The organism is Gillisella vitis, assembly GCF_021559775.1.
Classification (GTDB): domain Bacteria; phylum Pseudomonadota; class Alphaproteobacteria; order Rhizobiales; family Rhizobiaceae; genus Allorhizobium; species Allorhizobium ampelinum.
Map to the genome: position 1 here is coordinate 262,577 of NZ_CP056049.1, position 21,580 is coordinate 284,156.

Annotated in this window: 21 protein-coding genes; 15 read left to right on the top strand and 6 right to left on the bottom strand. The window is 56.8% G+C overall.

Going from position 1 to position 21,580, the window contains the following annotated elements; all coding sequences use genetic code 11:
* Positions 1-145: 145 nt before the first annotated feature.
* Together AVCG78_RS23255 and AVCG78_RS23260 are read left to right on the top strand one after the other, a co-directional pair.
* Entirely contained in the window at positions 146-1,219 is a 1,074-nt protein-coding gene (locus tag AVCG78_RS23255) for a 2,3-butanediol dehydrogenase (RefSeq protein WP_071584823.1), read from the top strand.
* Between the two features lie 115 nt (positions 1,220-1,334).
* On the top strand, positions 1,335-3,137 hold the full coding sequence (locus AVCG78_RS23260; RefSeq protein WP_071203495.1) for an NAD(P)/FAD-dependent oxidoreductase: 1,803 nt from the start codon (positions 1,335-1,337) through the stop codon (positions 3,135-3,137).
* A gap of 301 nt (positions 3,138-3,438) precedes the next feature.
* On the opposite strand, the gene AVCG78_RS23265 is transcribed toward AVCG78_RS23260, so the two are convergent.
* Positions 3,439-4,113 carry a 4-carboxy-4-hydroxy-2-oxoadipate aldolase/oxaloacetate decarboxylase gene (locus tag AVCG78_RS23265; RefSeq protein ID WP_071203494.1) on the bottom strand — a complete coding sequence of 225 codons (675 nt, stop codon included), beginning with the start codon at positions 4,111-4,113 and terminating at the stop codon, positions 3,439-3,441.
* A gap of 154 nt (positions 4,114-4,267) precedes the next feature.
* On the opposite strand from AVCG78_RS23265, the gene AVCG78_RS23270 reads away from it, so the two are divergent.
* The 7 genes from AVCG78_RS23270 to AVCG78_RS23300 all read left to right on the top strand — a co-directional run bounded on the left by AVCG78_RS23270 (position 4,268) and on the right by AVCG78_RS23300 (position 10,027).
* Positions 4,268-5,188, top strand: a complete 921-nt coding sequence (locus AVCG78_RS23270) for a LysR substrate-binding domain-containing protein (RefSeq protein WP_071203586.1) — start codon at positions 4,268-4,270, stop codon at positions 5,186-5,188.
* Between the two features lie 175 nt (positions 5,189-5,363).
* Positions 5,364-5,801, top strand: a complete 438-nt coding sequence (locus AVCG78_RS23275) for an acetyl-CoA carboxylase biotin carboxyl carrier protein (protein WP_071203493.1) — start codon at positions 5,364-5,366, stop codon at positions 5,799-5,801.
* Positions 5,802-5,844: 43 nt separating this feature from the next.
* Positions 5,845-6,288: an acetyl-CoA carboxylase biotin carboxyl carrier protein gene (locus AVCG78_RS23280; protein WP_071203492.1), complete on the top strand. Its 444-nt coding sequence runs from the start codon at positions 5,845-5,847 to the stop codon at positions 6,286-6,288.
* An 8-nt stretch (positions 6,289-6,296) separates the two neighbouring features.
* On the top strand, positions 6,297-6,998 hold the full coding sequence (pxpB, locus tag AVCG78_RS23285; RefSeq protein ID WP_234665163.1) for a 5-oxoprolinase subunit PxpB: 702 nt from the start codon (positions 6,297-6,299) through the stop codon (positions 6,996-6,998).
* Positions 6,995-7,993 (top strand): 5-oxoprolinase subunit C family protein, encoded by a 999-nt coding sequence (locus AVCG78_RS23290; protein WP_071203490.1) that lies wholly within the window; start codon positions 6,995-6,997, stop codon positions 7,991-7,993. Before pxpB ends, AVCG78_RS23290 begins: the two co-directional genes overlap by 4 nt.
* Before the next feature lie 15 nt (positions 7,994-8,008).
* Complete coding sequence (locus tag AVCG78_RS23295; protein ID WP_071203584.1) at positions 8,009-8,776, top strand: 5-oxoprolinase subunit PxpA; 768 nt, start codon at positions 8,009-8,011, stop codon at positions 8,774-8,776.
* Positions 8,777-8,824: 48 nt separating this feature from the next.
* Positions 8,825-10,027 carry a pyridoxal phosphate-dependent aminotransferase gene (locus AVCG78_RS23300; RefSeq protein WP_071203489.1) on the top strand — a complete coding sequence of 401 codons (1,203 nt, stop codon included), beginning with the start codon at positions 8,825-8,827 and terminating at the stop codon, positions 10,025-10,027.
* A 64-nt stretch (positions 10,028-10,091) separates the two neighbouring features.
* On the opposite strand, the gene nac is transcribed toward AVCG78_RS23300, so the two are convergent.
* Positions 10,092-10,997: a nitrogen assimilation transcriptional regulator NAC gene (nac, locus tag AVCG78_RS23305; RefSeq protein ID WP_015918687.1), complete on the bottom strand. Its 906-nt coding sequence runs from the start codon at positions 10,995-10,997 to the stop codon at positions 10,092-10,094.
* A gap of 239 nt (positions 10,998-11,236) precedes the next feature.
* Here nac and AVCG78_RS23310 point away from each other — a divergent pair, with 239 nt between their 5' ends.
* The 5 genes from AVCG78_RS23310 to AVCG78_RS23330 all read left to right on the top strand — a co-directional run bounded on the left by AVCG78_RS23310 (position 11,237) and on the right by AVCG78_RS23330 (position 15,127).
* Positions 11,237-11,989 carry an SDR family oxidoreductase gene (locus AVCG78_RS23310; RefSeq protein WP_015918688.1) on the top strand — a complete coding sequence of 251 codons (753 nt, stop codon included), beginning with the start codon at positions 11,237-11,239 and terminating at the stop codon, positions 11,987-11,989.
* Entirely contained in the window at positions 11,986-12,693 is a 708-nt protein-coding gene (locus AVCG78_RS23315) for an amino acid ABC transporter permease (protein ID WP_071203488.1), read from the top strand. The genes AVCG78_RS23310 and AVCG78_RS23315 overlap by 4 nt, the downstream gene beginning before the upstream one ends.
* Positions 12,690-13,442 (top strand): amino acid ABC transporter permease, encoded by a 753-nt coding sequence (locus AVCG78_RS23320; RefSeq protein WP_071203487.1) that lies wholly within the window; start codon positions 12,690-12,692, stop codon positions 13,440-13,442. Before AVCG78_RS23315 ends, AVCG78_RS23320 begins: the two co-directional genes overlap by 4 nt.
* A 5-nt stretch (positions 13,443-13,447) precedes the next feature.
* Complete coding sequence (locus AVCG78_RS23325; protein WP_071203486.1) at positions 13,448-14,215, top strand: amino acid ABC transporter ATP-binding protein; 768 nt, start codon at positions 13,448-13,450, stop codon at positions 14,213-14,215.
* A gap of 72 nt (positions 14,216-14,287) precedes the next feature.
* Complete coding sequence (locus tag AVCG78_RS23330; RefSeq protein WP_071203485.1) at positions 14,288-15,127, top strand: ABC transporter substrate-binding protein; 840 nt, start codon at positions 14,288-14,290, stop codon at positions 15,125-15,127.
* Between the two features lie 121 nt (positions 15,128-15,248).
* On the opposite strand, the gene AVCG78_RS23335 is transcribed toward AVCG78_RS23330, so the two are convergent.
* The 4 genes from AVCG78_RS23335 to AVCG78_RS23350 form a co-directional block, all read right to left on the bottom strand.
* Complete coding sequence (locus AVCG78_RS23335) at positions 15,249-15,683, bottom strand: methyl-accepting chemotaxis protein (protein ID WP_234665159.1); 435 nt, start codon at positions 15,681-15,683, stop codon at positions 15,249-15,251.
* A gap of 95 nt (positions 15,684-15,778) precedes the next feature.
* The gene (locus AVCG78_RS23340) at positions 15,779-17,479 is read right to left on the bottom strand and encodes an FAD-binding oxidoreductase (protein WP_071584822.1); all 1,701 of its coding nucleotides are present in this window, start codon (positions 17,477-17,479) and stop codon (positions 15,779-15,781) included.
* A gap of 2 nt (positions 17,480-17,481) precedes the next feature.
* Positions 17,482-18,798 (bottom strand): (Fe-S)-binding protein, encoded by a 1,317-nt coding sequence (locus AVCG78_RS23345; RefSeq protein WP_071203483.1) that lies wholly within the window; start codon positions 18,796-18,798, stop codon positions 17,482-17,484.
* The gene (locus AVCG78_RS23350; protein ID WP_071203482.1) at positions 18,798-20,273 is read right to left on the bottom strand and encodes an FAD-binding oxidoreductase; all 1,476 of its coding nucleotides are present in this window, start codon (positions 20,271-20,273) and stop codon (positions 18,798-18,800) included. Before AVCG78_RS23350 ends, AVCG78_RS23345 begins: the two co-directional genes overlap by 1 nt.
* Before the next feature lie 527 nt (positions 20,274-20,800).
* On the opposite strand from AVCG78_RS23350, the gene AVCG78_RS23355 reads away from it, so the two are divergent.
* A complete protein-coding gene (locus tag AVCG78_RS23355) occupies positions 20,801-21,289 on the top strand; it encodes a MarR family winged helix-turn-helix transcriptional regulator (protein WP_015918698.1) in 489 nt (162 codons plus the stop codon).
* The last annotated feature ends 291 nt before the right edge of the window (positions 21,290-21,580 follow it).

The window sequence follows — 21,580 nt, forward strand, 5'->3', positions numbered from 1 at the left end:
CGCCACACCTGTCGCGCCACAGCTGTGGCGTAGCGAAACCTGCCCCGCCTCGAAAACTGAGTAATTCCAGTCCTTCGCCCTGCCAGGAGCCACTGGCACGGGCATTGCTCTTCTCTTGGCATCGACCGCAGCCAAGGGAGGAAACATGCGCGCGCTTAGATTTCATGCAGCCAAGGATTTGCGACTGGACGACATTGCCGAGCCGAAGCAACCGGGACCAGGTCAGGTTCTGGTCCGCAATCGCTTCGTCGGGATTTGCGGCACGGATCTTCACGAATACAGCTACGGCCCGATCTTCATCCCGACCGAGCCACACCCCTTCACCGGCGCCCATGGCCCGCAAGTGCTCGGCCATGAATTCGGCGGCGTCGTTGAGGCGATTGGCGAGGGCGTTACGTCCGTCGTCGTTGGCGACCGCGTATCCATCCAGCCCCTCGTCATGCCAAGGTCCGGCGACTATTTCGCCGATCGCGGCCTTTTCCACTTAAGCACGCAGTTAGCGCTGGTGGGCTTGAGCTGGGATGGCGGCGGCATGGCCGAAGCAGCGCTCGTCAATGACTACAATGTCCAGAAAATCCCGAACGAGATGACCGATGAAGAGGCAGCCCTGGTCGAGCCAACGGCGGTTGCTGTCTATGCCTGCGATCGCGGCGGCGTAACCGCTGGCACAAGCGTCCTCGTGACGGGCGCTGGTCCCATCGGCATGCTGACACTGCTCGCCGCGCGCGCGGCGGGCGCCACCCAGCTTTTTGTATCTGATCTCAATGACTCCAGGCTCGCGCTTGCGAAAGAGGTGTTGCCCGATGTCATCACGATCAACCCGCAGCGCGACAATGTCGGTGATGTCGTTCGCTTGCAAACGGAAGGCAACGTCGGCTGCGATGTCGCCATCGAATGCGTAGGCAACGAACATGCGCTGAAGGCCTGCGTCGACGCCGTGCGCAAGCAGGGCGTCGTGGTCCAGACCGGCCTGCATCCGCATGAAAATCCGATCGACTGGTTCCAGGTGACATTCAAAGATCTGGAAATCAAAGGATCCTGGGCCTACCCGACACACTATTGGCCACGCGTCATCAGGCTGATTGCTTCCGGCCAGCTGCCGGCAATGAAGATCGTCACCAAGCGCGTCACCCTCGACACAGCTGTCAAAGAAGGCTTCGACGTCCTGCTCGACCCGGCGGGAGCCCAACTCAAGATCCTGATCGATCTTTCGAAATAGCGTCGTGGCCAACGCCTGTTGCGGGAGAGGAGCCCGGGCAGGCGATGGCCGCTTCGAAAGGCGCCTGGAGGGGCGCTTCATCACCGATGACACAAGCACTACGGAGGAGAAGACCATGCTTGATATCAGCCCGGCCACAAAAATAGACACGGCTCTGTCGAAGCTCGGCAAAGCGCTTGAAAGCGGCGACATTGATGCCGCCGTCAACCTGTTTCAGACCGATTGCTATTGGCGCGATCTGGTGACATTCACCTGGAACCTTAAGACACTCGAGGGTCACGAGCAGATCCGAGAGATGCTGAAGAGCCAGCTTGCCGCCATCGCACCCTCGAATTTCGTGCAGGATCCGAAAGAGCCCGCCACTGATGCTGGTGGGATCACTGACGGCTGGTTCGAGTTCGAAACGGGCGTCGCACGCGGTTACGGACATATCCGCCTGAAGGATGGGCGGATCTGGACCCTCTTGACCACCATGACCGAATTGAAGGGCCATGAAGAGCCGAAAGGCATCCGCCGCCCGATGGGGGCCGAGCACGGCCATGACCGTAACCGCATGACCTGGAAAGAAAAGCGCGAGAGCGAGAGCGCCGAGCTGGGCTATTCGGCGCAACCCTATGTCCTTATCATCGGTGGCGGCCAGGGAGGAATTGCACTTGGCGCACGGCTCCGCCAGCTGGGTGTGCCGACAATCATCATCGAGAAGAACGAGCGCCCGGGCGACAGCTGGCGTAAGCGCTACAAGTCGCTCTGCCTGCACGACCCCGTCTGGTACGATCACCTGCCTTACATTCCGTTTCCGGAAAACTGGCCTGTCTTCACTCCCAAGGACAAAGTCGGCGATTGGCTGGAAATGTACACCAAGGTCATGGAGTTGAACTATTGGGGGTCTACGACCTGCAAGTCGGCGCAATTCGATGAAGCGACCGGCGAATGGACAGTCATTGTTGAACGCGCCGGCAAGGAAATCGTGCTCAAGCCAAAGCAGCTGGTGCTGGCGACGGGCATGTCGGGCAAGGCCAATGTGCCGAAATTTCCCGGTCAGGATGTGTTCAAGGGCGAACAGCAGCATTCCTCGCAGCATCCGGGGCCGGACGCCTATGCCGGCAAACGAGTGGTGGTGATCGGCTCCAACAACTCCGCCCACGATATCTGCGCAGCGCTCTGGGAAGCCGGCGCCGATGTCACCATGCTGCAACGGTCATCCACCCATATCGTCAAATCGGGTTCACTGATGGAGATCGGTCTGGGCGATCTCTACTCGGAAAGGGCGGTGCAGAGCGGCATGACCACGCGTAAGGCCGACCTGATTTTTGCGTCCCTGCCCTACCGGATCATGCATGAGTTTCAGATCCCGATTTACAACAGGATTCGTGAACAGGACGCAGATTTTTATAAGGCACTGGAAGAGGCTGGCTTCATGCTGGACTTCGGCGACGACGAGTCTGGCCTGTTCATGAAATATCTGCGGCGTGGATCAGGCTATTACATCGATGTCGGCGCCTGTGATCTGGTGATTGACGGCTCCATCAAGCTCAAATCCGGCGTGGACGTCTCGCATTTGACCGAAAACGCCGTCGTGCTGAAGGATGGTACCCAGTTGCCAGCGGATCTCGTGGTCTATGCCACCGGCTACGGCTCGATGAATGGTTGGGCGGCCGATCTCATTTCGCGCGACGTCGCTGACAAAATCGGCAAATGTTGGGGGCTCGGCTCCGATACGACCAAGGATCCCGGTCCCTGGGAGGGCGAACAACGCAACATGTGGAAGCCGACGCAACAGGACGCACTGTGGTTCCACGGCGGCAACCTGCACCAGTCACGGCACTATTCGCAATATCTGTCACTGCAGCTGAAAGCTCGTCAGGTCGGTATCGATACACCCGTCTACGGCATGACCAGACCGCATCATCTGTCGTAAAGCCCATAGGGGGCGCCAGCCTGGCTGGTGCCCCCTATGATTGGTCCTGTAAGGTCGTGATTTGCGGAAATGAAATAGAGATCGGGTAGGGTGGCGATCGGAGCCGATGACGCAGCGCTTTCGTTGCAATTTTGCGAGTAAAATCAGTTGCCTATCACCTTTTCAAACGAGGCCTACCTTCTTTGCTGTTTCACATCTTTATGCCATGACAATCGTCAGACGGATTGCACGCCAATGATGATTTCTCGGGCAGACTCTTAGATTTTAAGGGGAATTTCAAATCCATGTCCGGAGCACCCGCTCACGCTTCGACCGAAAATCCTTTAGCCCTCAGCACGGGCTCAAGATTACTGACTTCAATGACCGACTTCCCCGCCTTATAAGCGGCAATATAGCCAGCTTCAGCATCTTCCCGGGCTTGGGCAAGTGCGGCAACATCCACCGCCTCCTGTCGGCGGACCACCACCAGACCGTCGGCATCACCGACGATGATGTCGCCCGGATACACCAGTTCATCACCGATAACGATGGGATCGTTCACTTCGGTCAAGGTTTCCTTCACGGTTCCCTTGATGCAAACACTGAGTGAAAATACCGGAAAGCCAAGATCTCGAAGCTGCAAGGTATCGCGCACGCCTGTGTCCGTTACCAGGCCACCAATGCCTTTGGCGAGGCAGGCATTGGCCAGAACATCACCAAATGACCCCGCCTCCTCGTATTCGCCGCCGGATACCACGATGATGTCGCCCGGTTGCGCATAATTGATCGCCAGTTGCAGCATGATGTTGTCGCGCGGCGCAGACTTGACCGTGAAAGCAGGCCCGCAAAGCTTCATGCGGTAATCCACTGGCTTGATGCGAGAGGACAGCGCACCGCGACGGCCTTGCGCCTCATGCAGGGTCGCAGGCGAGAATTTCGCAATCGCATCAATCTCTTGCTGGCTTGGACGCTCGGGAATTTTCTTAATGTGGATCATGGCAACCTCAAAACAGCTTCGTTCGATAGGGCGAAACGGCGCAGGTTAACCCCAGCCCTTTCGCGGTCTCCTCCGTTTTAAGAGGCTTGCGCTATGCCAACAAATATATATTGACGATACTTGATATATGAATTCTGTATATCAGGAGGCAGCCTTGGCATTGGATGTAACAAAAATGCGCTATTTTGCGCGCATTGCAGAGCTAGGCTCCTTTACCCGTGCCGCCAGTGAAATGGGTGTAGCCCAACCAGCTTTGAGCCTGCATGTGCGCGCGCTGGAAGAGCAACTGGGGCTGCAATTGCTCAACCGCACCTCTCGTGGCGTCGTGGTAACGGAGGCAGGCCAAACGCTGCTGGTCCATGCTCAGGCAATCCTTAGGGCGGTAGAGCAGGCCGAAGCCGCAACGCGGGAGCAGGCGAAATATCCAAGTGGTGATGTCTCGCTTGGTATTCTCAGCTCGCTGTCTCCCATTCTCTCCATTCCGGTTCTGGAAGCATGTGACCGCCGGTTTCCAAAAATCCGCCTGACGATCAGCGAGGGCGATAGCCAGACCCTGCGCACAGCGACCGATACCCATGCGCATGATCTGGCCGTGAACCTTCTGGATGTGGCCAAACCAACGGCGGTGCCTTTGTTTGATGAGCGGCTCTATGCCGTCGGGCCTCTGAATGCCTTTACCCAAAGGCAGAATGATTTGCCGCTCCGCGAAGCTTTGAGCCTTCCGCTGATCATGCCCTCGCAGCGTCATGGGATTCGCATCCTTTTGGAAAAGCAGGCCCTTATTCTTGGTCAGAAAATCAATATTGTTCGGGTGATCGAGGGCGTGGCCAGCACCAAAGCGGCGATCCGTGCCGGATTGGGATTGACCATTCTGGGTCGGGGCGCCGTCTACGCCGATCATCAGGCAGGACAACTCTCGGTCATTCCACTGAGGGCACCGGAGCTGTTTCGACGCCTTGTGCTGGATATGCCGGTCAATCACCCACCGACCAAGGCGGTTCTTGAGGTGAGACATATCCTGATGGAGGTCATCAAGCGTCTCGGTGGAGAGGGCCATTGGAGCTGTCTCGCCTGAGAACTGCGCCCCGCTTTTCCATGGCGGGCGCGCACCATTCAAACTTTGTTTGCCCCCATCACAGGAAGGGTCGTGCTAGCTGTTTTTGAACGTCTTTACGGATCAATCCTGCCGCAACGCAATTGCTCTGGCCTCTGAAGACGGCATGATGACACTATCACAGCCGGTGGTTTGAATGGATCTCGATAAGATCAAAACGCTCATAGACTTCGTTGGACAATCGCGCATTTCGCAGCTGAGCGTGACGGACAACGGCACGACCGTTCGGATCTCTCATTACGCTCACCCGCAGAATGCCGCTCTTATCGCAAGCGATGTGGTGCCGGACCGTATCGTCAACACCATTCCCACGCCGCCGATCAAGATTGAACAGACCGCAGATACCATCTGTGCGCCCACATTTGGTGTTTTTCATCGCTCGCCCCATCCGGGGGAAAAGCCCTTTGTGGACATTGGTGATGAGGTCGAGAGCGGCCAGAGCCTTTTCATTGTTGAGGCCATGAAAATCTTCAACACGGTGAGCACGGATCGGGCTGGCAAAATTATTCGGGTGCTGGTGGAAGATGGGCAAGAGGTTGATGCCGGACAGCCTGTGTTGGAGATTGCCCTATGAGTTTTGAGATATCTGCAACAGGGCTGCACCTGCGGAGCGCATCATGACAGCACGCAGTCGCTCCCTCTCCCGCCGCTCTGTTGATTTCACCCGGGCAGATGTCATCGCACAACTGACCTCCTGGCTGGAGATGGCGGGGGTTCACGCCATCGACATTGAACACAACGACCAGCAGATCAGCATTGTGATGACGGGAGGAACTGCGCATGTCTCCAGACATGTGAGCAGCAAAGCCCCGGTTGGCGCATCTGTGATGATCACCTCGCCTTCCGTTGGTCATTTTCTGGCCCATCACCCGGCCCGGCCCGATGCTGGCCCGCAAGAGGGGGAGAGTGTCAACGCTGGCGATGTGGTTGGCTTTGTTAAAATTGGCCCCTTGCTGTTGGGTGTTGCAGCCCCGCAAGACGGCATTCTTGACGAGGCTCTGGTCAATGCGGGCGATGCTGTTGGCTATGGCACACCCCTGTTTTCGCTTGAGCAACCGTGATGACAGCAATGGAGAGCAACAGTTTGAAACATCCGGCAATTTTGGCAGGGTCCAAGGCAGACATGCCGAAAATCTCCACCATCGGCACCAAGGCCTTTGTGGTGGATGCCCCCGGCCCCTTTGATCTGGCCTCGCAGCGGCGCATCTGGGCCTTATCCGCCATGGTGCAAGATTGGCCGGATGTGCAGGAAATTGTGCCGGGCATGACCAATCTGCTGTTGGTGCTGCATGATACACCAGAAGATCACGAGACCATCGTGAGCCGTTTGCTGTTGGCATGGAATACGGCACAAGGCATGGATTTAACCGGAAAAACCGTTGAAATTCCCGTGACCTATGGTGGAGACCATGCCACCGATCTTCCCGCTCTGTGTGATCTTTCTGGCTTGTCAGATCGCGATATTGTCAAAATTCATGCGGCTGGCACTTACACCGTGTTTGCGCTGGGTTCTGCACCGGGCTTTGGTTATCTGCATGGACTTGACCCGCGCATTCACATGCCGCGCAAAACCGTACCATCGCTGAAAATGGCGCGTGGCTGCCTGACCATCGGTGGCATGCAGACCGGGGTAGCTGTGCTGACCGGGCCAAATGGCTGGAACTCCATCGGCTTTGCCGAAATGCCGATGTTTGATCCCATGGCGGCATCTCCCGCCTTGCTGGCTCCCGGTGATACGGTGCGCTTTATTGCCGAGAGGATCGAGCTATGATCGAGGTTCTCACCACTGGCCCCCTCAATACCGTGCAGGATCTTGGCCGCTTTGGTTTTCGCAACATTGGCGTCACCACCTGCGGGGCGATGGACCCCATTGCACTGAAAATCGGCAATCTGATGCTCGGGAATGATGAGGGTGCAGCAGGCTTGGAAATTCAAACCTTTCCCTTTCGGCTACGGTTTGAAAAGGACGGTTTTGTCGCCATCACCGGAGCCGATTGCGCGGCAACGCTGGACGGCAAAACCATGCCGCCATGGTGGGCGCTTCCGGTTTTGGCCGGACAAGAGCTTGAACTGAAAACACCCACCAAAGCAGCGCGCGCCTATCTATGCTTTTCCGGCGGCATTGATGTGCCCCTGGTTATGGGGTCTCGCAGCACGTCATTGCGGGGAGCCTTTGGTGGTTATCAGGGGCGGTTTTTGGCGGTTGGTGATCGTCTCGCTTTAGGTGAGGCGCAGGCTCCGCCGATCCCATCCTCCGGTTTTGGAGTGATGCCGCCGGAGGTGGCTTTGCAGGATCATTTTCCAGCAGTTGAAAATGGCATTTTGCCCATTCGTGCCCTCCCCGCAGGCGAGCATGACTGGTTTGGCGAAGAATCGATGCGGTTCTGGGCGCAGGATTGGAAAATCTCCTCCCAGAGCGACCGCACCGGCTATCGTCTGTCTGGCGCTCCGGTGAAGCTTAAGGAGCATGTTGAAATGCGCTCCCATGGCGTAGTCACAGGCGTGGTGCAGGTGCCGCCCGCAGGCGAGCCGATCATTCAGATGAGTGATGCCAACACCGCAGGCGGTTATCCCAAAATGGCGGGTGTGATTGACATTGACCTCTGGCGCTTGGGCCAAGCCCGCATTGGCAGCCGCATCCGCTTTGTTCAGTCCACTCTGGCGGAGGCGAAAGCCGCAGAACAGGCGATGGCTGGCTATCTGGCCGATATTCGCAACACCGTGCCGCTTCTAACGGACGCCCTCGCCACCATGACCAAGCGCTAAACCTGAGGATAGATGATGAAGATTGATCTCAATTCCGATATGGGCGAAGGCTTTGGTCCCTACCGCCTCTGTGACGATGAAGCGTTGATGGATGTTGTGTCCTCGGCCAATATTGCCTGTGGTTTTCATGCGGGCGACCCGGAAATGATGCTGCGCATGGTGCGGCTGGCCAAGGCCCGTGGCGTTGGCATTGGCGCGCACCCCGGCTTTCCAGACCGGGTTGGTTTTGGCCGCCGCGATATTCCAGTGTCAGCAGAAGAACTGCGGGCGCAGGTGCTTTATCAATTGGGTGCCTTGAGCGCGATTGCTGCCAGCGAAGGCCTTTCCGTTGATCACATCAGCTTTCACGCCGCCATGGGAAATCGCGTCAATCACGACCCGGCGCTGTGTGATCTGGTGCTGACAGCGGTGAAAACCGTAGCCCCTGAGATGATTGTGTTTTGCATGTCTGGCTCTGAGATTGAGCGCTCAGCGCTGCGCTGCGGATTGAAAACACTGACGCTGTTTCTGGCCGACCGCGCCTATGATGCCAACGGCGCGCTTGTGCCGCGCGGCGTGCCCAATTCCGTCATCAAGGAAGAAATGGCGGTGCGCGCCCGTGTCAAACAATTCCTTGAAACCGCAACCGTCACCACCATCGATGGCCAAACCATTGCCATGCCCGCCCGCTCCATTCTCGTCCACAGCGATACGCCGGGTTCTCTGGAACTGGCCAAGATTGTGCGCAGCGAAATTGAAGCCACGGGTGCCACCCTTGCCCCTGCCCGCGACGTCATCGCCTGACATCAACCGATTTTGAAACCTTCATCACAACCCTTGAAAGTCTAGACCATGCCGATGATTGCCGACCGTCTCAAGAATGTCGCGGTTTCCGCTTCCGCAGCCATGACGCAGCGCGCCCGCGAACTTGCCGCACAGGGCATTGACGTTGTATCCCTCTCATCCGGCGAGCCGGATTTTGCCACCCCCGCCCACGCCATTGAAGCTGCGCACGCCGCAGCGCTGGCTGGTGACACCAAATATCCGCCGCTGGATGGCACCGCTGCCTTGCGCGCTGCCATTTCGCGCAAATTCAAGCGCGAAAACGGCTTGGACTATGACCCAAGCCAGATCGTCGTGGCAGGCGGCGGCAAGCAGGTGATTTTCAATGCGGTAATGGCCACCTGCAATCCGGGCGATGAAGTTGTCATTCCAACCCCATCGTGGATCAGCTATGCCGATATCGTGCGCTTTGCAGGCGGTGTGCCTGTGCCCGTGGAATGCCCCCAGCAAAATGGTTTCAAGCTGCGCGCCGAAGACCTTGAGGCGGCGATTACGCCGAAAACCAAATGGCTGTTTTTGAACTTCCCCAACAATCCCACAGGTGCCGCCTGCTCGCGCAAGGATATGGCCGCAATTGCCGAAGTGATGCTGCGTCACCCAGACGTCTGGATCATGACCGACGACATCTATGAACACCTGATCTATGACGGCTTTGAATTCTGCACCATCGCCGAAGTCGAACCCCGGCTGTATGACCGCGTGCTGACCGTGAATGGTGCCTCAAAGGCCTATGCCATGACTGGCTGGCGGCTTGGCTATTGCGGTGGACCGGAGGATTTGATCAAGGCCATCAGCAATGTCAACGGCCAGAACGCGGGCGGTACATCCACCATCACTCAGGCTGCCGCTATGGCTGTTCTGGATGGTCCGCAGGATTTGTTGAAAGAGCGCGCCAATATCTACAAGGGCCGTCGTGACTATGTGCTGTCCCGCCTTGCCGAGATTGATGGCTTGCGCGCCCATAAGCCTGAAGGTGCGTTTTATATCTTCCCCAGCATCGCGGGCCTGATTGGCAAAACCACCAAGGGTGGCCGCAAGATTGAAAACGACACCGATTTCGTCTCGGCCCTGATTGATGAGCAGCATGTTGCCACCGTTCAAGGTGCGGCCTATGGCATGAGCCCCTTCTTCCGCATTTCCTATGCCACCAGCATGGAACGGCTCACAGCGGGCTGTGACCGGATTGCGCAATTCTGCAAGGATATGAAGTAATCTTCATCACGCAGAAAATATCGCGCCCTGCATCCCAAAGGATGCATGGCGCGCATAAACGGCTCTAATTCTTCAACTGCCGTGTCAAACGCAGCAAAATATCCCGCACGGCCACAGCAGAATCCGACAATTGCGCGTGTTCCGACACGCAAAGCGACAGCGTTTCTTCAATCTGCGGCGAGAGGGTGCGGCAGATGATCTGGCTGCTGGCCTCAGCGGTTATGCGATCGGCCACCGCCTTGGGCATGATGGTTGCCCCAACACCGCCACTGACTGCCCGCGTCAGGGTGCGAATAACCTCTACCTCGCCAATCACATTCAGCTTGGTACGGCTGCGGGCAAAGGCCATATCCACGGCCCGGCGCACGAAATTATAGGGCGGCGGCAGCAGAAAAGGCAGCTCCTCCAGATTGGCAACCGAGAGCGGTTTGTCATCGGCCTCAATGCCGAAATCCTCATGGGCCACCAGAAAGAAGTCCTCGCGCAGCAGCGGGTCGAAGTGAACACCCTTCATTGGCCCGGTGCCGTGAATGAGGGCGATTTCCAGCTTGTTGTTCATTAACATCTGGCTATAGGCCTGCCCCACGCTTTCGGTCAGATGCAGCACAATGCCCGGATAGAGCCTGCGTGTTTCCGCAAGCAACTCAAACGAGAGCGTGGCCGCGCTGCTAAATGGTGCCAACCCCACCGAAACCCGCCCGGCCAAATGCTTGCCTGCGGCCAGCACATCGGCATGGGCCTGATCCATCTGCCGCAGAATCATCTGCGCATGACGATAGACTTGCGCGCCCGCATCGGTCATCACCACGCCTTGCTGGCTGCGCAGCAAAAGCTTCGTGCCGAAATGTTCTTCCAGCGAGGCAAGTTGCTGGCTCAAGGCGGGCTGAGCGATGTGCAGAATATCGGCCGCACGGGTAATGCTGCCTGTATCGACAATCACGATGAATGACTTGAAGCGCCTGATATCCATGGGGGAAGTAAACTCGAATTCTATGGGGTCAAGCCTTCACACTATGCAGCAGCCGTCACGCCGTAAATGGATAAAACAAGGTTTTGAGCTGGCTTTGGCGGGTTGTGCGATCATGACGACCAGTTTTTGGGCAATTGCCACCAAGCTCATAAGATAGGCTTATCACTCCACATATAATCGGCATTATCGCTCAGACTAAAGCTTCGCTAGTCTTTCCCAAGAACAAAAGAGGACGTCAGATGCCATTTTCGGATTACAAAACTGCGCTTGTCACTGGCGCATCCTCCGGGATCGGAGCCGCTATTGTGGAGCGGCTGTGCGCTGAGAATGTTGAAGTGCATGCGGTTGCCAGAAGTGGTGATCTCCTCAAACAGCTTTCCGAGAAAACCGGCTGCATTGCCCATGTGATTGACGTGACGGACCGCGCCGCTCTGGCGGACCTCACATCCAAAATTCCATTTGATATTCTCGTCAATAATGCCGGAGTTGACCGTCCAAAGAAGTTTCTGGAAGCAGAAGACGGCGATATTGACCTGCTGGTGGATGTGAACCTGCGGGCTGTCTTGCATCTGTGCCGCATGGTTGTGCCGGGCATGGTGGCGCGGGATCGTGGTCACGTCATCAATATCTCATCCATCGCCGCACAGTATAATTTTGGCGGCAATTCCTCCTATCACGCCACAAAAGCTGGCGTTAGCATGCTGTCCAACCAGCTGCGCATTGATGCCTTTGGCAAGCGGGTGCGGGTGACGGAAATCTGCCCCGGTCGCGTTGCAACCGATATTTTCACCCATGTGCATGGCGATGATCCATCGGTGCGTGAGCGCTTTATTGATGGCTTTGAATTGCCGCAGGCGTCCGACATTGCCGATGCCATTGCCTTTGCCATTGCGGCCCCCATTGCCGTCAACATCGGCCATATGGAAATCACCCCCACCCTTCAGGTGATGGGCGGATTGCAGACGGCCAAGCCGGAGGAGCGGAAGCCTTGAAGGGGTTTGATCTCTCAGCAATTCTCGGCAATCCAGACTATGTCTCCATGCTGCTGCACGGCATAGAGATGACCTTCATTATCGCCATCGGCTCATGGGTTTTGGCGATGACACTCGCGGTTTTGCTGCTGGCGCTGCGGTTTTCGCCGGGCGGCATAGGCAATGCAATTGTGACGGCCTATGTTTCCTATCACCGCAATGTGCCGACATTGGTGCAACTGGTGCTGTGGTATTTTGGCATTTTCACCCTGATGCCCAGCGGCCTCAGCGCATGGCTGGTCAATCACAATGCCGAAACCATCTTTGCGGTCATCGGTCTTGGTCTGTGTCAGGCCGCTTACTTCAGCGAAGACCTGCGCTCCGGCCTGCGCTCAATCAGCCCCGGCCAGATGGAAGCGGCCCGCGCTCTCGGCCATGGCTATCTCTCGGCCATGCGCTACGTGATGATTCCGCAAGGGGTGCGCAATGCACTGCCACCGCTGATCAATCATACGGTATCGCTGTTTAAAAACAGCAGTCTTGCGATTGTTGTTGGTGCGTCAGAACTTACCCATGCCGTGAAGGAAATTGAAAACGTCACCTTTAGAACCTTTGAGAGTTATCTGATTGGCACGGTGCTGTATCTGTTCTTTTCTCTGCTGATCATGGCAGGCGGCGCGTATCTGCAGTGGCGCGTTGATCATGCTAGGGGTGTGCGGGCATGATCCACGACATCATTAAGATTGTGCAGGACTATTGGTTGCTGCTGTTGATCGGCCAATATCCCAATGGCCCGCTCGGTGGCCTTGCCAACACGTTGATCCTGTCGGTGTTCAGTATCGCGCTGGCCTTTCCCCTCAGCATTCTTCTGGCCCTTGCGCGCATGTCCAAATGGCGCACGCTGCGCTGGCCGGTCACCTTTCTGGTCTATGTCACCCGCGGCGTGCCGTTGCTGATGCTGATTTTGTGGTGCTATTTTCTAGTGCCGCTGCTCACGGGGGCCGATGTACCAAGCTTTGTCACCATGCTGACAACGCTGGTGGTTTATCAAAGCTGCTTTCTCAGCGAAGTTGTGCGAAGCGGCATTGTTGCGCTGGGCCATGGACAGATGGAAGCCGCCAAGGCCCTTGGCCACAGCTATCCCAGCGCCATGCGCTACGTGGTTTTGCCGCAGGCGCTGTACAATGTCATCCCCAGCATCCTGTCCACCTTCGTCTCGACCATCAAAGACACGACACTGGGCTCTGTCATCAATGTGCCGGATCTGACCTTTGCCGCCAATCAGGTCAACAATGATCTGCTGACCCAGCCGTTTCAGGTCTACCTGATCCTTGCGCTGATCTATTACGTGATTTGCTGGAGCCTGACCCATGCTGCCAAACGATTGGAGGGCAGCATCTCCCGCCGCCGTGCCGGTCTGTCCGGTAAGGACGCAGACGCCCCCAGCATCACGCCTCAACTTGTCTCGGAGTAGAAGCTATGCCCTTATCCAAGCTAGCCATTGAAAAGCAGCAAACCATTACGCTGTCCAAGGTTCGCAAGAGCTATGGCAATTACGAAGTGCTGAAAGGCGTTGATGCCCATGTCAACCGGGGTGAGGTTGTGGTGATCTGCGGCCCCTCGGGGTCTGGCAAATCAACCCTGATCCGCACCATCAATCGCCTTGAGGAAATCAGCAGCGGCTCGATTTCCTTTGAGGGGCAGGAAGTGCATGTGCCGATGCGCACAAAGCAACTCAATGCCCTGCGGAGCCAAATTGGCTTTGTGTTCCAGAGCTTTAACCTGTTTCCGCATCTGTCCGTTGTCGATAACGTCGCCATGTCGCCCGTGCGGGTCAAAGGCGTTGCTCCAGACGTTGCCCATGACAAAGCAATTCGCTTGCTGGACCGGGTTGGCCTTGCAGACAAAGCCAATGCCTATCCGGCGCAATTGTCGGGCGGCCAGCAACAGCGCGTGGCCATTGCCCGCGCACTTGCCATGGAGCCGCCAGTGATGCTGTTTGATGAACCCACCAGCGCGCTGGACCCGGAAATGGTTGGCGAAGTGCTGGCTGTTATGAAAAGCCTTGCCGCCGATGGCATGACCATGATGTGCGTGACCCATGAAATGGGCTTTGCCCGCGATGTGGCCGACCACATCTGGTTTATCGATGCCGGACAAATTTTGGAAATGGCCCCGCCGGAAACCTTCTTCACCAATCCCACCCATCCCCGCGCCCAGCGTTTTCTGTCAGAACTGCGCCACTAAGGCTCAATCTCAGAAACGGGCAAGAGGGCCAAACAACCACTCACATCACAATAAAAACCAAGGAGAACAGCAATGAACATGAAATGCATCACTTTAGGCTTGGCGCTTGCCGCAACCACCGCCATTGCAGCCCCTGCAAGCGCCGATCAGCTGGCCGATATCATGGCCGCCAAGACCCTGCGTTGCGCAACCTTCGCCGATGTTCCCCCCTTTGCCTCTCCAGACCCCAAAACCCGCGAAATGGCTGGCTTTGACGTTGATCTGTGCAACGCCATTGCTGCAAAACTGGGCGTGAAGGCCGAAATCAAGCCGGTATCGGTGGAAGCCCGCGTGCCTGAAGTCAAGCTTGGCCGCGTTGACATTACCGTTGCCAATCTCGCCTACACTTTGAGCCGTGCGGAACAGATTCAGTTCAGCGACCCTTACTACCTTGCCAAAGAAATGCTGATTGTTCCGGCCGACAATTCCGGCAAGACCAAGGCTGATTTCTCCGGCAAGCGTTTGGCGTCTACCAAGGGCTCTACATCCGAGATGTCGATCAAGCTCAACAAGTCGGACCCATTGACGTTTCAGGATACGGCATCGGCCTATCTCGCCGTTCAGCAGGGCAAGGCTGAAGGCATGGTTGCCAACACCATGACCACCACCAAGTTCGTCAACGAATCCCAGACCAAAGGCAAGAAGATGCGGATGATCGATGATCCGATGCTGTATCAGCCCATCGGTGTTGGCATGAAAAAGGACGAGCCAGCCCTGACCGCCAAGATCAACGATACGCTGCGCGCGCTGGATGCTGATGGCGAAATCAACAAAATCTGGAACAAATGGCTTGGCCCGGACACCGAATATAAAATGACCCGCACCGACAAGGTTGTGAAACTGAGCGAATTGAAGTTCGACCCGATTCCATAACCAATAACCCTAAACTTGATTGGGTATGTAATTCACCTTCACCGGCATGACATCCGTTACGCCGGTGAAGGAGCTTTCGCAAAGATTGCAAGCCACCAACCCAATCCCAATTGCCAAGCTTTCAGTTATTGCAGCTAGAGGCCTCGCGCGCGATATCTTCAATCAAGAAGAGATGGCTACGACCAGCCAGATTGTTCACTGCGCAGTCTATAATGCCCGCGTCCTCTATGCCCTCCATATGCGCAGCATGCTGATCCATTGCGACTTCAGTGGACAAGTCGTCAGGACTCGCACTGACTTCTCGGCTGCCGTTGTCGATCGCACCGGCCGCATCAGAGACAGCACACATAGTCTCGGAAAACTGGCTTAGAGCTGCGTTGAAATTGGCACGCAGCGTTTCGAACTCAGCAGCAAAGGGTTGAACAAGCTGAAAGGTGAGGTCGCCGCGATCGAACTGCGTCAGCCACAACTGGATGAGATTGGCTGAAACGCAATAAGTTCGTTGCGCATCGCGCCGCCCAGTCACGCCGTTTCGAATATCTTGGCAAAGCTGCACCTTGAACGGCCTTGAATGTCGTCGATATGGACCTCAAAACGCCATGCAAGGAACGTCGACAATCAGATGACAGACGCTAATATTGTCGTTGATATTTACCCTCTTCGATCCGGCAGCTTTTCCTTTTTACTGACCACGCCCAGCAACAGGCAGACCAGATGCAGCACCGGAGCACCGGCTTTTGAGAAGGCGATTTTTTGCAGGGTCGGCCATCTCTTGGCAATAGGAAGCTGTTTGGCGCTGACATGCACTGTGGCGTCTGCCAAGCCCGCCGGATCGACGCGCTGCTTGATAAGCCGCATCCATGCGGTAACGTTGCTGTAGCGCGGGCCGAACAATTCTATCAATGGACCCGCCATAAAGCCCATCAATCCGAGCCTTGGGTTGCGGTCCACCATATCAAGGTGTTTGAGGAAGCCTTTCCAACCCGCTCCGATGCCTTTCACGGTCCCTGCCTGCGATGCAAGGATGTTTTCCGTCCACAATTGTCGGCTCTCGGTTGGCCAGACCCAGCAGCCTTCCTTGCCGTCGGCTGCGAAATTGCGGCCGGGCATGCGATCTTTTGCCATAATGTCCTCGCTGGCCTTGATCACGTCCGGCAGCAGGTTAAAGGTCTCCATGACGCCGAAGCTGGTGCCGCCGGAACCGGCACCCCGGAAGACGCGACTAACATAGAGCGACGTCACCAGCGTGCGCAGCAACACTTCCGTGTCCTTTTGTTCAATCGGAATCATCCGCCCGCCGGTACTCGCAACAATGTGCTGCACCGTCTTCTCCTGATAGGCCGTCTGCCCCGCAGAATGACCGATGGTCAGGATCTGCCAGCCAAATCTGTTTTCCGGACGCGCACATTCCGGCAGCTCGCCCGCTTCGCGGCGGCGTGCATATTCGGCATTGGTGGCCGTCAGCGTCCAACCGATATGGTTTGGTGGCATGCGCAGCAGTGCAAAGGCAACGCCTGCGCGATTCAGGTGAAAGCTGGCGTCGCGCATCTGTTCAATCGTATCCCAGACAGGCAGAAACAGACGCATGTTTGGCTCCAATGCCATGCCCCGCATCGGGCTTTGCCCTGTCAGGTTCAAACGCTTAGGCCCCGCCCACGGATAGAGCTTGTAACCAATACGGGTGAACACGCCGAGGCCGCCATTTGCGCCAATGAGACCACGGATCATACCGCGCAGGCCCGGCCCCGGCCCTTCCTCGCTGAACCAGTCATCATCACCACCAAAAGAGCCCATGCGCACGATGTCTCCCTGTGGCGTCACCCATTCTATGCCCAGGATATTGCGGAAATTGGCACCCGTGCTGGCACCGGTAATGCCAACACCGAGAAAGGACGTGGCCGAGGCAAGCGGCGAATGCGACGGCCCCGCCCCAACGATATGACAGTTGAGCCCCACTTTCATGGCCTCCGCCTGCAATCGGCCCGCTGTGACAAAAGGCTCGATCACCGCCATCTGGTTAGCGGCATCCATCTTGATCAGACGGTTCATACGGCAAAGGTCCATCACCACCACATTTTCGCTGGCGCTGAGATAGGTTCCGCCATTGCCGGAACTTAACGGACGAAAGGAAAGCCCGCGTGCAAGACAGCATTTGATAATAGCCGCCACATCCTCTGCCGAGTTGGGCATAACCACGGCAATCGGCCAGTTTTTAAGAAATTTTGGCCCCGGCATCGAGCCGACACCGCCATTCCAGGCGTAACTTGCAATTGAGCTCGGATCATTGGTGGCATTGTCTTCCCCAACAATGGATTGAAGCGCTTGCAAAACTTCGTTGCGATCGTGAGCCATGGTCATTCTCCAGCCTTATGGGATGCGTCTGGGGCGGAGGCGGTCTGTCGGGCGTGGAGATATTCAACCAACCCATACACCCGGATCGAAGACCCCGCCTCCTGCGCCACCTCTTTCATGTGGCTGCTGCACGCGGTGCAACTGGTCACGAGGAACTCTGCCCCGGTGCTCTCGGCTTCCTGAAGCCGGTTGCGGGCCGCTGCGCGGGCAAAATCGGGGCTGGCCTGTTTGCCACCACCGCCTGCACCGCAGCAGAAGGCGAATTCCCGAATGCGCTCCATTTCCACAATCTCGGCATCCACAGCCCGTAGCAATTGCCGGGGCTCTTCATAGACACCATTGACCCCAAGGTAGAGCTCGCCTTCCGGCACGCGCATCGGAATGGAATTATAGGCCATCACCGTTTCGCCCTCCCACGGATGGCGCTCTTCGCCTAGCCGCCCAAGGCGGCAGGAATCGTGGTAGGTGACAGTGTCGCACTTTTGGCCAGCCGCCACGGTGAGCGGGTTTTCGGCCAGCCACTGCGTGATATGAATGACTTTGAGGTCGCCAAGGGAAACACCAAGGCGCGGATAAATATTGCGAAAAGCCGAAAAAGCATCATCGCTATAAACAATAAGCGTGCCAGCCCCGCTCTTGCGGAGCCATTCTTCGGTTTTCTGTGCCAGATCCGCTGCGAGATTCTGATCGCCGATATCATAGGCAAGACCACCGCTATCCGGCTCGTCCACGCCGCCAATGACGAAATCGACATCACGCCGCTGAAGCTCAGAGACCATATGGCGGATGAAAGGCCATTCGTCGCGGTCGAAAGCCACATCGCCAACATGGAAGAGAACGGGTGCCTGATGGGTTTTGGTCTGTTTCAGGGACAGGCCAGCGAACCATTCACCGCGCATTTCGGCGGGCAGCCCCCTTGCATTTCCCAGTGCGCGCAGATGAGCGAGCATCTCGCGCAGCGGCTCTGGCGCATGCCCGTCTGCCGTTACCTTCTGGCGCAGGGCATAGAGCGAGTCGAGCGGCTCAACGAAATCGGCAAGCAATGTCTTGCAGCTGGTATCGCAGCCGCCGCACATGGAACAGGAATAGACATTCTGAATGAAGTCCGGCGTGTATTCGACACGGTTATGCAACAGTGCATAGGCCGCAATGAGCTTGCCGCCAGCCGTATGCGAAAAGAATTTGCCGTGCTGAACGCTGGGACAGATTTCCGCAAAATCCTGACTGCGGACTTCCGGCACCCATTTGCAAAAGGTGCAGCGCGTGCAAGAGCCAAGCTTGTCGTGAAGCTTTTCGAGGGTTGGGCTGATATGGGTCATTAGAAGCAAAGCCTCCCTGGATTGAGAATACGGTCCGGATCGAAGATGGATTTCGTCTCGCGCAGCAATGGCTTGACGGTGGGATTGCGGGCAAAGGCCATGTCAGCCCATGCGCCATAAGGTCGGCTGAAAAAGCCGCCCGTAGCGCTACAGGCCTTGGCCAGCTCATCGGCAAGTGCATCGGCTGCCGATGTCTGCTCTATGGATGCCGGATCAAAGGGCAGCACCAATTCAACATGACAGTTGCGGCCATGCAGGCGTGGCTGGACGTAAATTGCAACATTTGCGCCCAAACGTTCCCGTGCCAACGCAATAAATTGCTCGGCACGATCCATTTGGCTGAGAAAAAACACACTGCGATGGGCACCCGCGATGCGGTCTTTGTAGTTGCTGTCCGGTGGATTGGCTTGCAGCTCCGCAATCCGGCTGGCGGAATGCCCGGCCAGATCGGGGCTTGCCACCAGTCCTGCATCCGCGCAGAGTTGGGTGACATCGGCCAACTGATAGGCAATCTTGTCATCGGGAAAATCACAAGACGCGGTCAGTTGGATGTAGAGCGTGTAAGCGGGCAGGCGGGCAGCAAGATCGGCAATGCGGTCTGGCTCACTCTCCAGCACGGCTGCAAGGTGCAGATTGCTGGCGATAAAACTGGCCATGCCGATACGCCGCCGATGCAATTCTGCTGAGAGCCGTGCCAGTGGAGCGATACTGTCGGTGCCCACAAAGCGGGCCTCTTCTCGTGTTGGCAGGCGCTCACACAGAATGGCCGCCCAATTGAGAATGGCAAGCGTGCCTTGCGAGCCTTGCACAACGCGCAGAAAATCCGTGCCTGCTGGCCCCATGGCGGTAAGATAACGCAACCCCGCCTTCCAATGTTCATCAAGGGTACCGCTGATGGCCGCACTGCCGGTGCGAAAGACATCGCCGGTGCCAAACACCAACTGCGCACCGCCGAAGGGGTCCAGCACATCCCATTGCTCAGACGATTGCAGGTTGGGTTCGCGATCCAAATAGCTTGTCAGCACGGATTTTGACGCGCGTGGCAACAGCGGCTTGAAGGCGCGCAGACCCTGGGGTGCCAGCAGCGCATCGATAGCGCCGAAGGTGACGCCCGGCTCAATCACCGCCACCGCATCCTGTTGATCGATCTGTAACAGATGGTTCATGCCACTGAGATCGACAAACACGGTGGGCCGTTCTGCCGTTGCACCGCGCAGCCGCGCGCCGCTGCTGGAGCTGAACGTGGTCAGGGCCGTGCCGGTTTTCCGCGCCCAGCCGATAACGGCAACGATCTCCTCCGTGCTGCGCGGTCGCACGACCGCAAGCGGCGGAGCCTCGCGGCCAGATGGGTTTGCGGGCATGTAGGGTGCGAGGCTGGCCTCCTCGGCGTCAAGCCCAATCGCACGCAGGCTTGCCACATCGGCACGCCGGATAAGCTTCTGCCGCACAGCGGCAAGGCTAGCAGTTGCTGCCATGGTGTGATGTCCTTATAGTTGGGATAGGGTGCAGGTGCCTGTTCCGCAAAGGGAAATGATGGCAGCTGTTGCAAAAATTTTGGGTGTCGCGCCGGGCGGGGCTTGCGCATTTTTCAGCACACAGATAGCCGCCCGCGTCCCTGGTAAAGGGCCACAGCACATTTGACTCTCCTCCCATTTCAAGCCAAGGGTACTCTTTATAATTGTTGCCTCATGATAGGCACGCCACTTGAATATAGTCAAGTGACTTGACCATAAAATCATCAACACATGCGTTGAGGTTTCCAACAGGAGCCGTTAAACCCGAAAGGGAAAGTGCGGCGAGGGTGCGGCCAGCAGCCTTAAATGGCCGAACATTCCCACCACAAATCCGCCTCACTCACCTTAACACCTTGCAAATCAACAGAAATCACAGAGAACTGACGAAGCAGCCGCCAAGCAGGCCACACACCTTCATCGGCAAAAGCCTCTCAAAGAAGATTCCGACCGCAACAGCAATGACAAGCAAACACAGGGTAAATGCACGAATGGACTCGAAGACCCCTCCCTTACTTCCGCGTTTTCTGCGTGCCATCTACTGGTTTGACGAGGCGCTGAGAGCCTCCCAGGAGTTGCAAGGGCAAACACCGGTCACACGGGCGCAGGGCATGCTTTTGATCAACATTGCCCTTGGGGAGCGGCGTCCGACGCGCTTGGCGCGTACCATGGGCGTCACCAAACAAGCGGTCAGCCTTATGCTGGGAGACCTGACCGCAGCGGGCTACATTTTTATCAAGCCAGACCCAGAAGATGCACGCGCATCACTCATTGAGTTCAGCCCGCAAGGTCAGACTGAATTGGAGAATATCTTTGCCACGCTGGAGCACCTCGAAGACCATCTGGCAACGGTTTTAGGTCAGGACCGAATGTCCGTCCTGCGGGCCGCATTGGGGATGGACTGGGGCACGCCACCCGCATTGGGATCCAAAGAGGCCCACACGCCTGATGCGACGGAAAGCGCGATCCAGAAAAAATGATGCCGACCGGCTTCATGGAATTGGGAGCGAATAGGGCTATTGCCGTGAAGTAAATATTATAGTCAATCTAATTGACTATTTTCAAAATGCCGATATCTTCTCTGTGAGATGTTTTTGAAACACACAAAAACATACCTCTGGGAGGAGAAAAAATGTCTGTGTTTCTACGGTATGATGCCGCGCCCTTTGGCGCGGGCGCTAAAGTTTTGATCTGTCCCCGTTTGATATTGCAATGGGCCGGTCTATTCCGAACGCTTGATTTGCGGCAGCTTGGCAAGCGGTTGGCAGCGA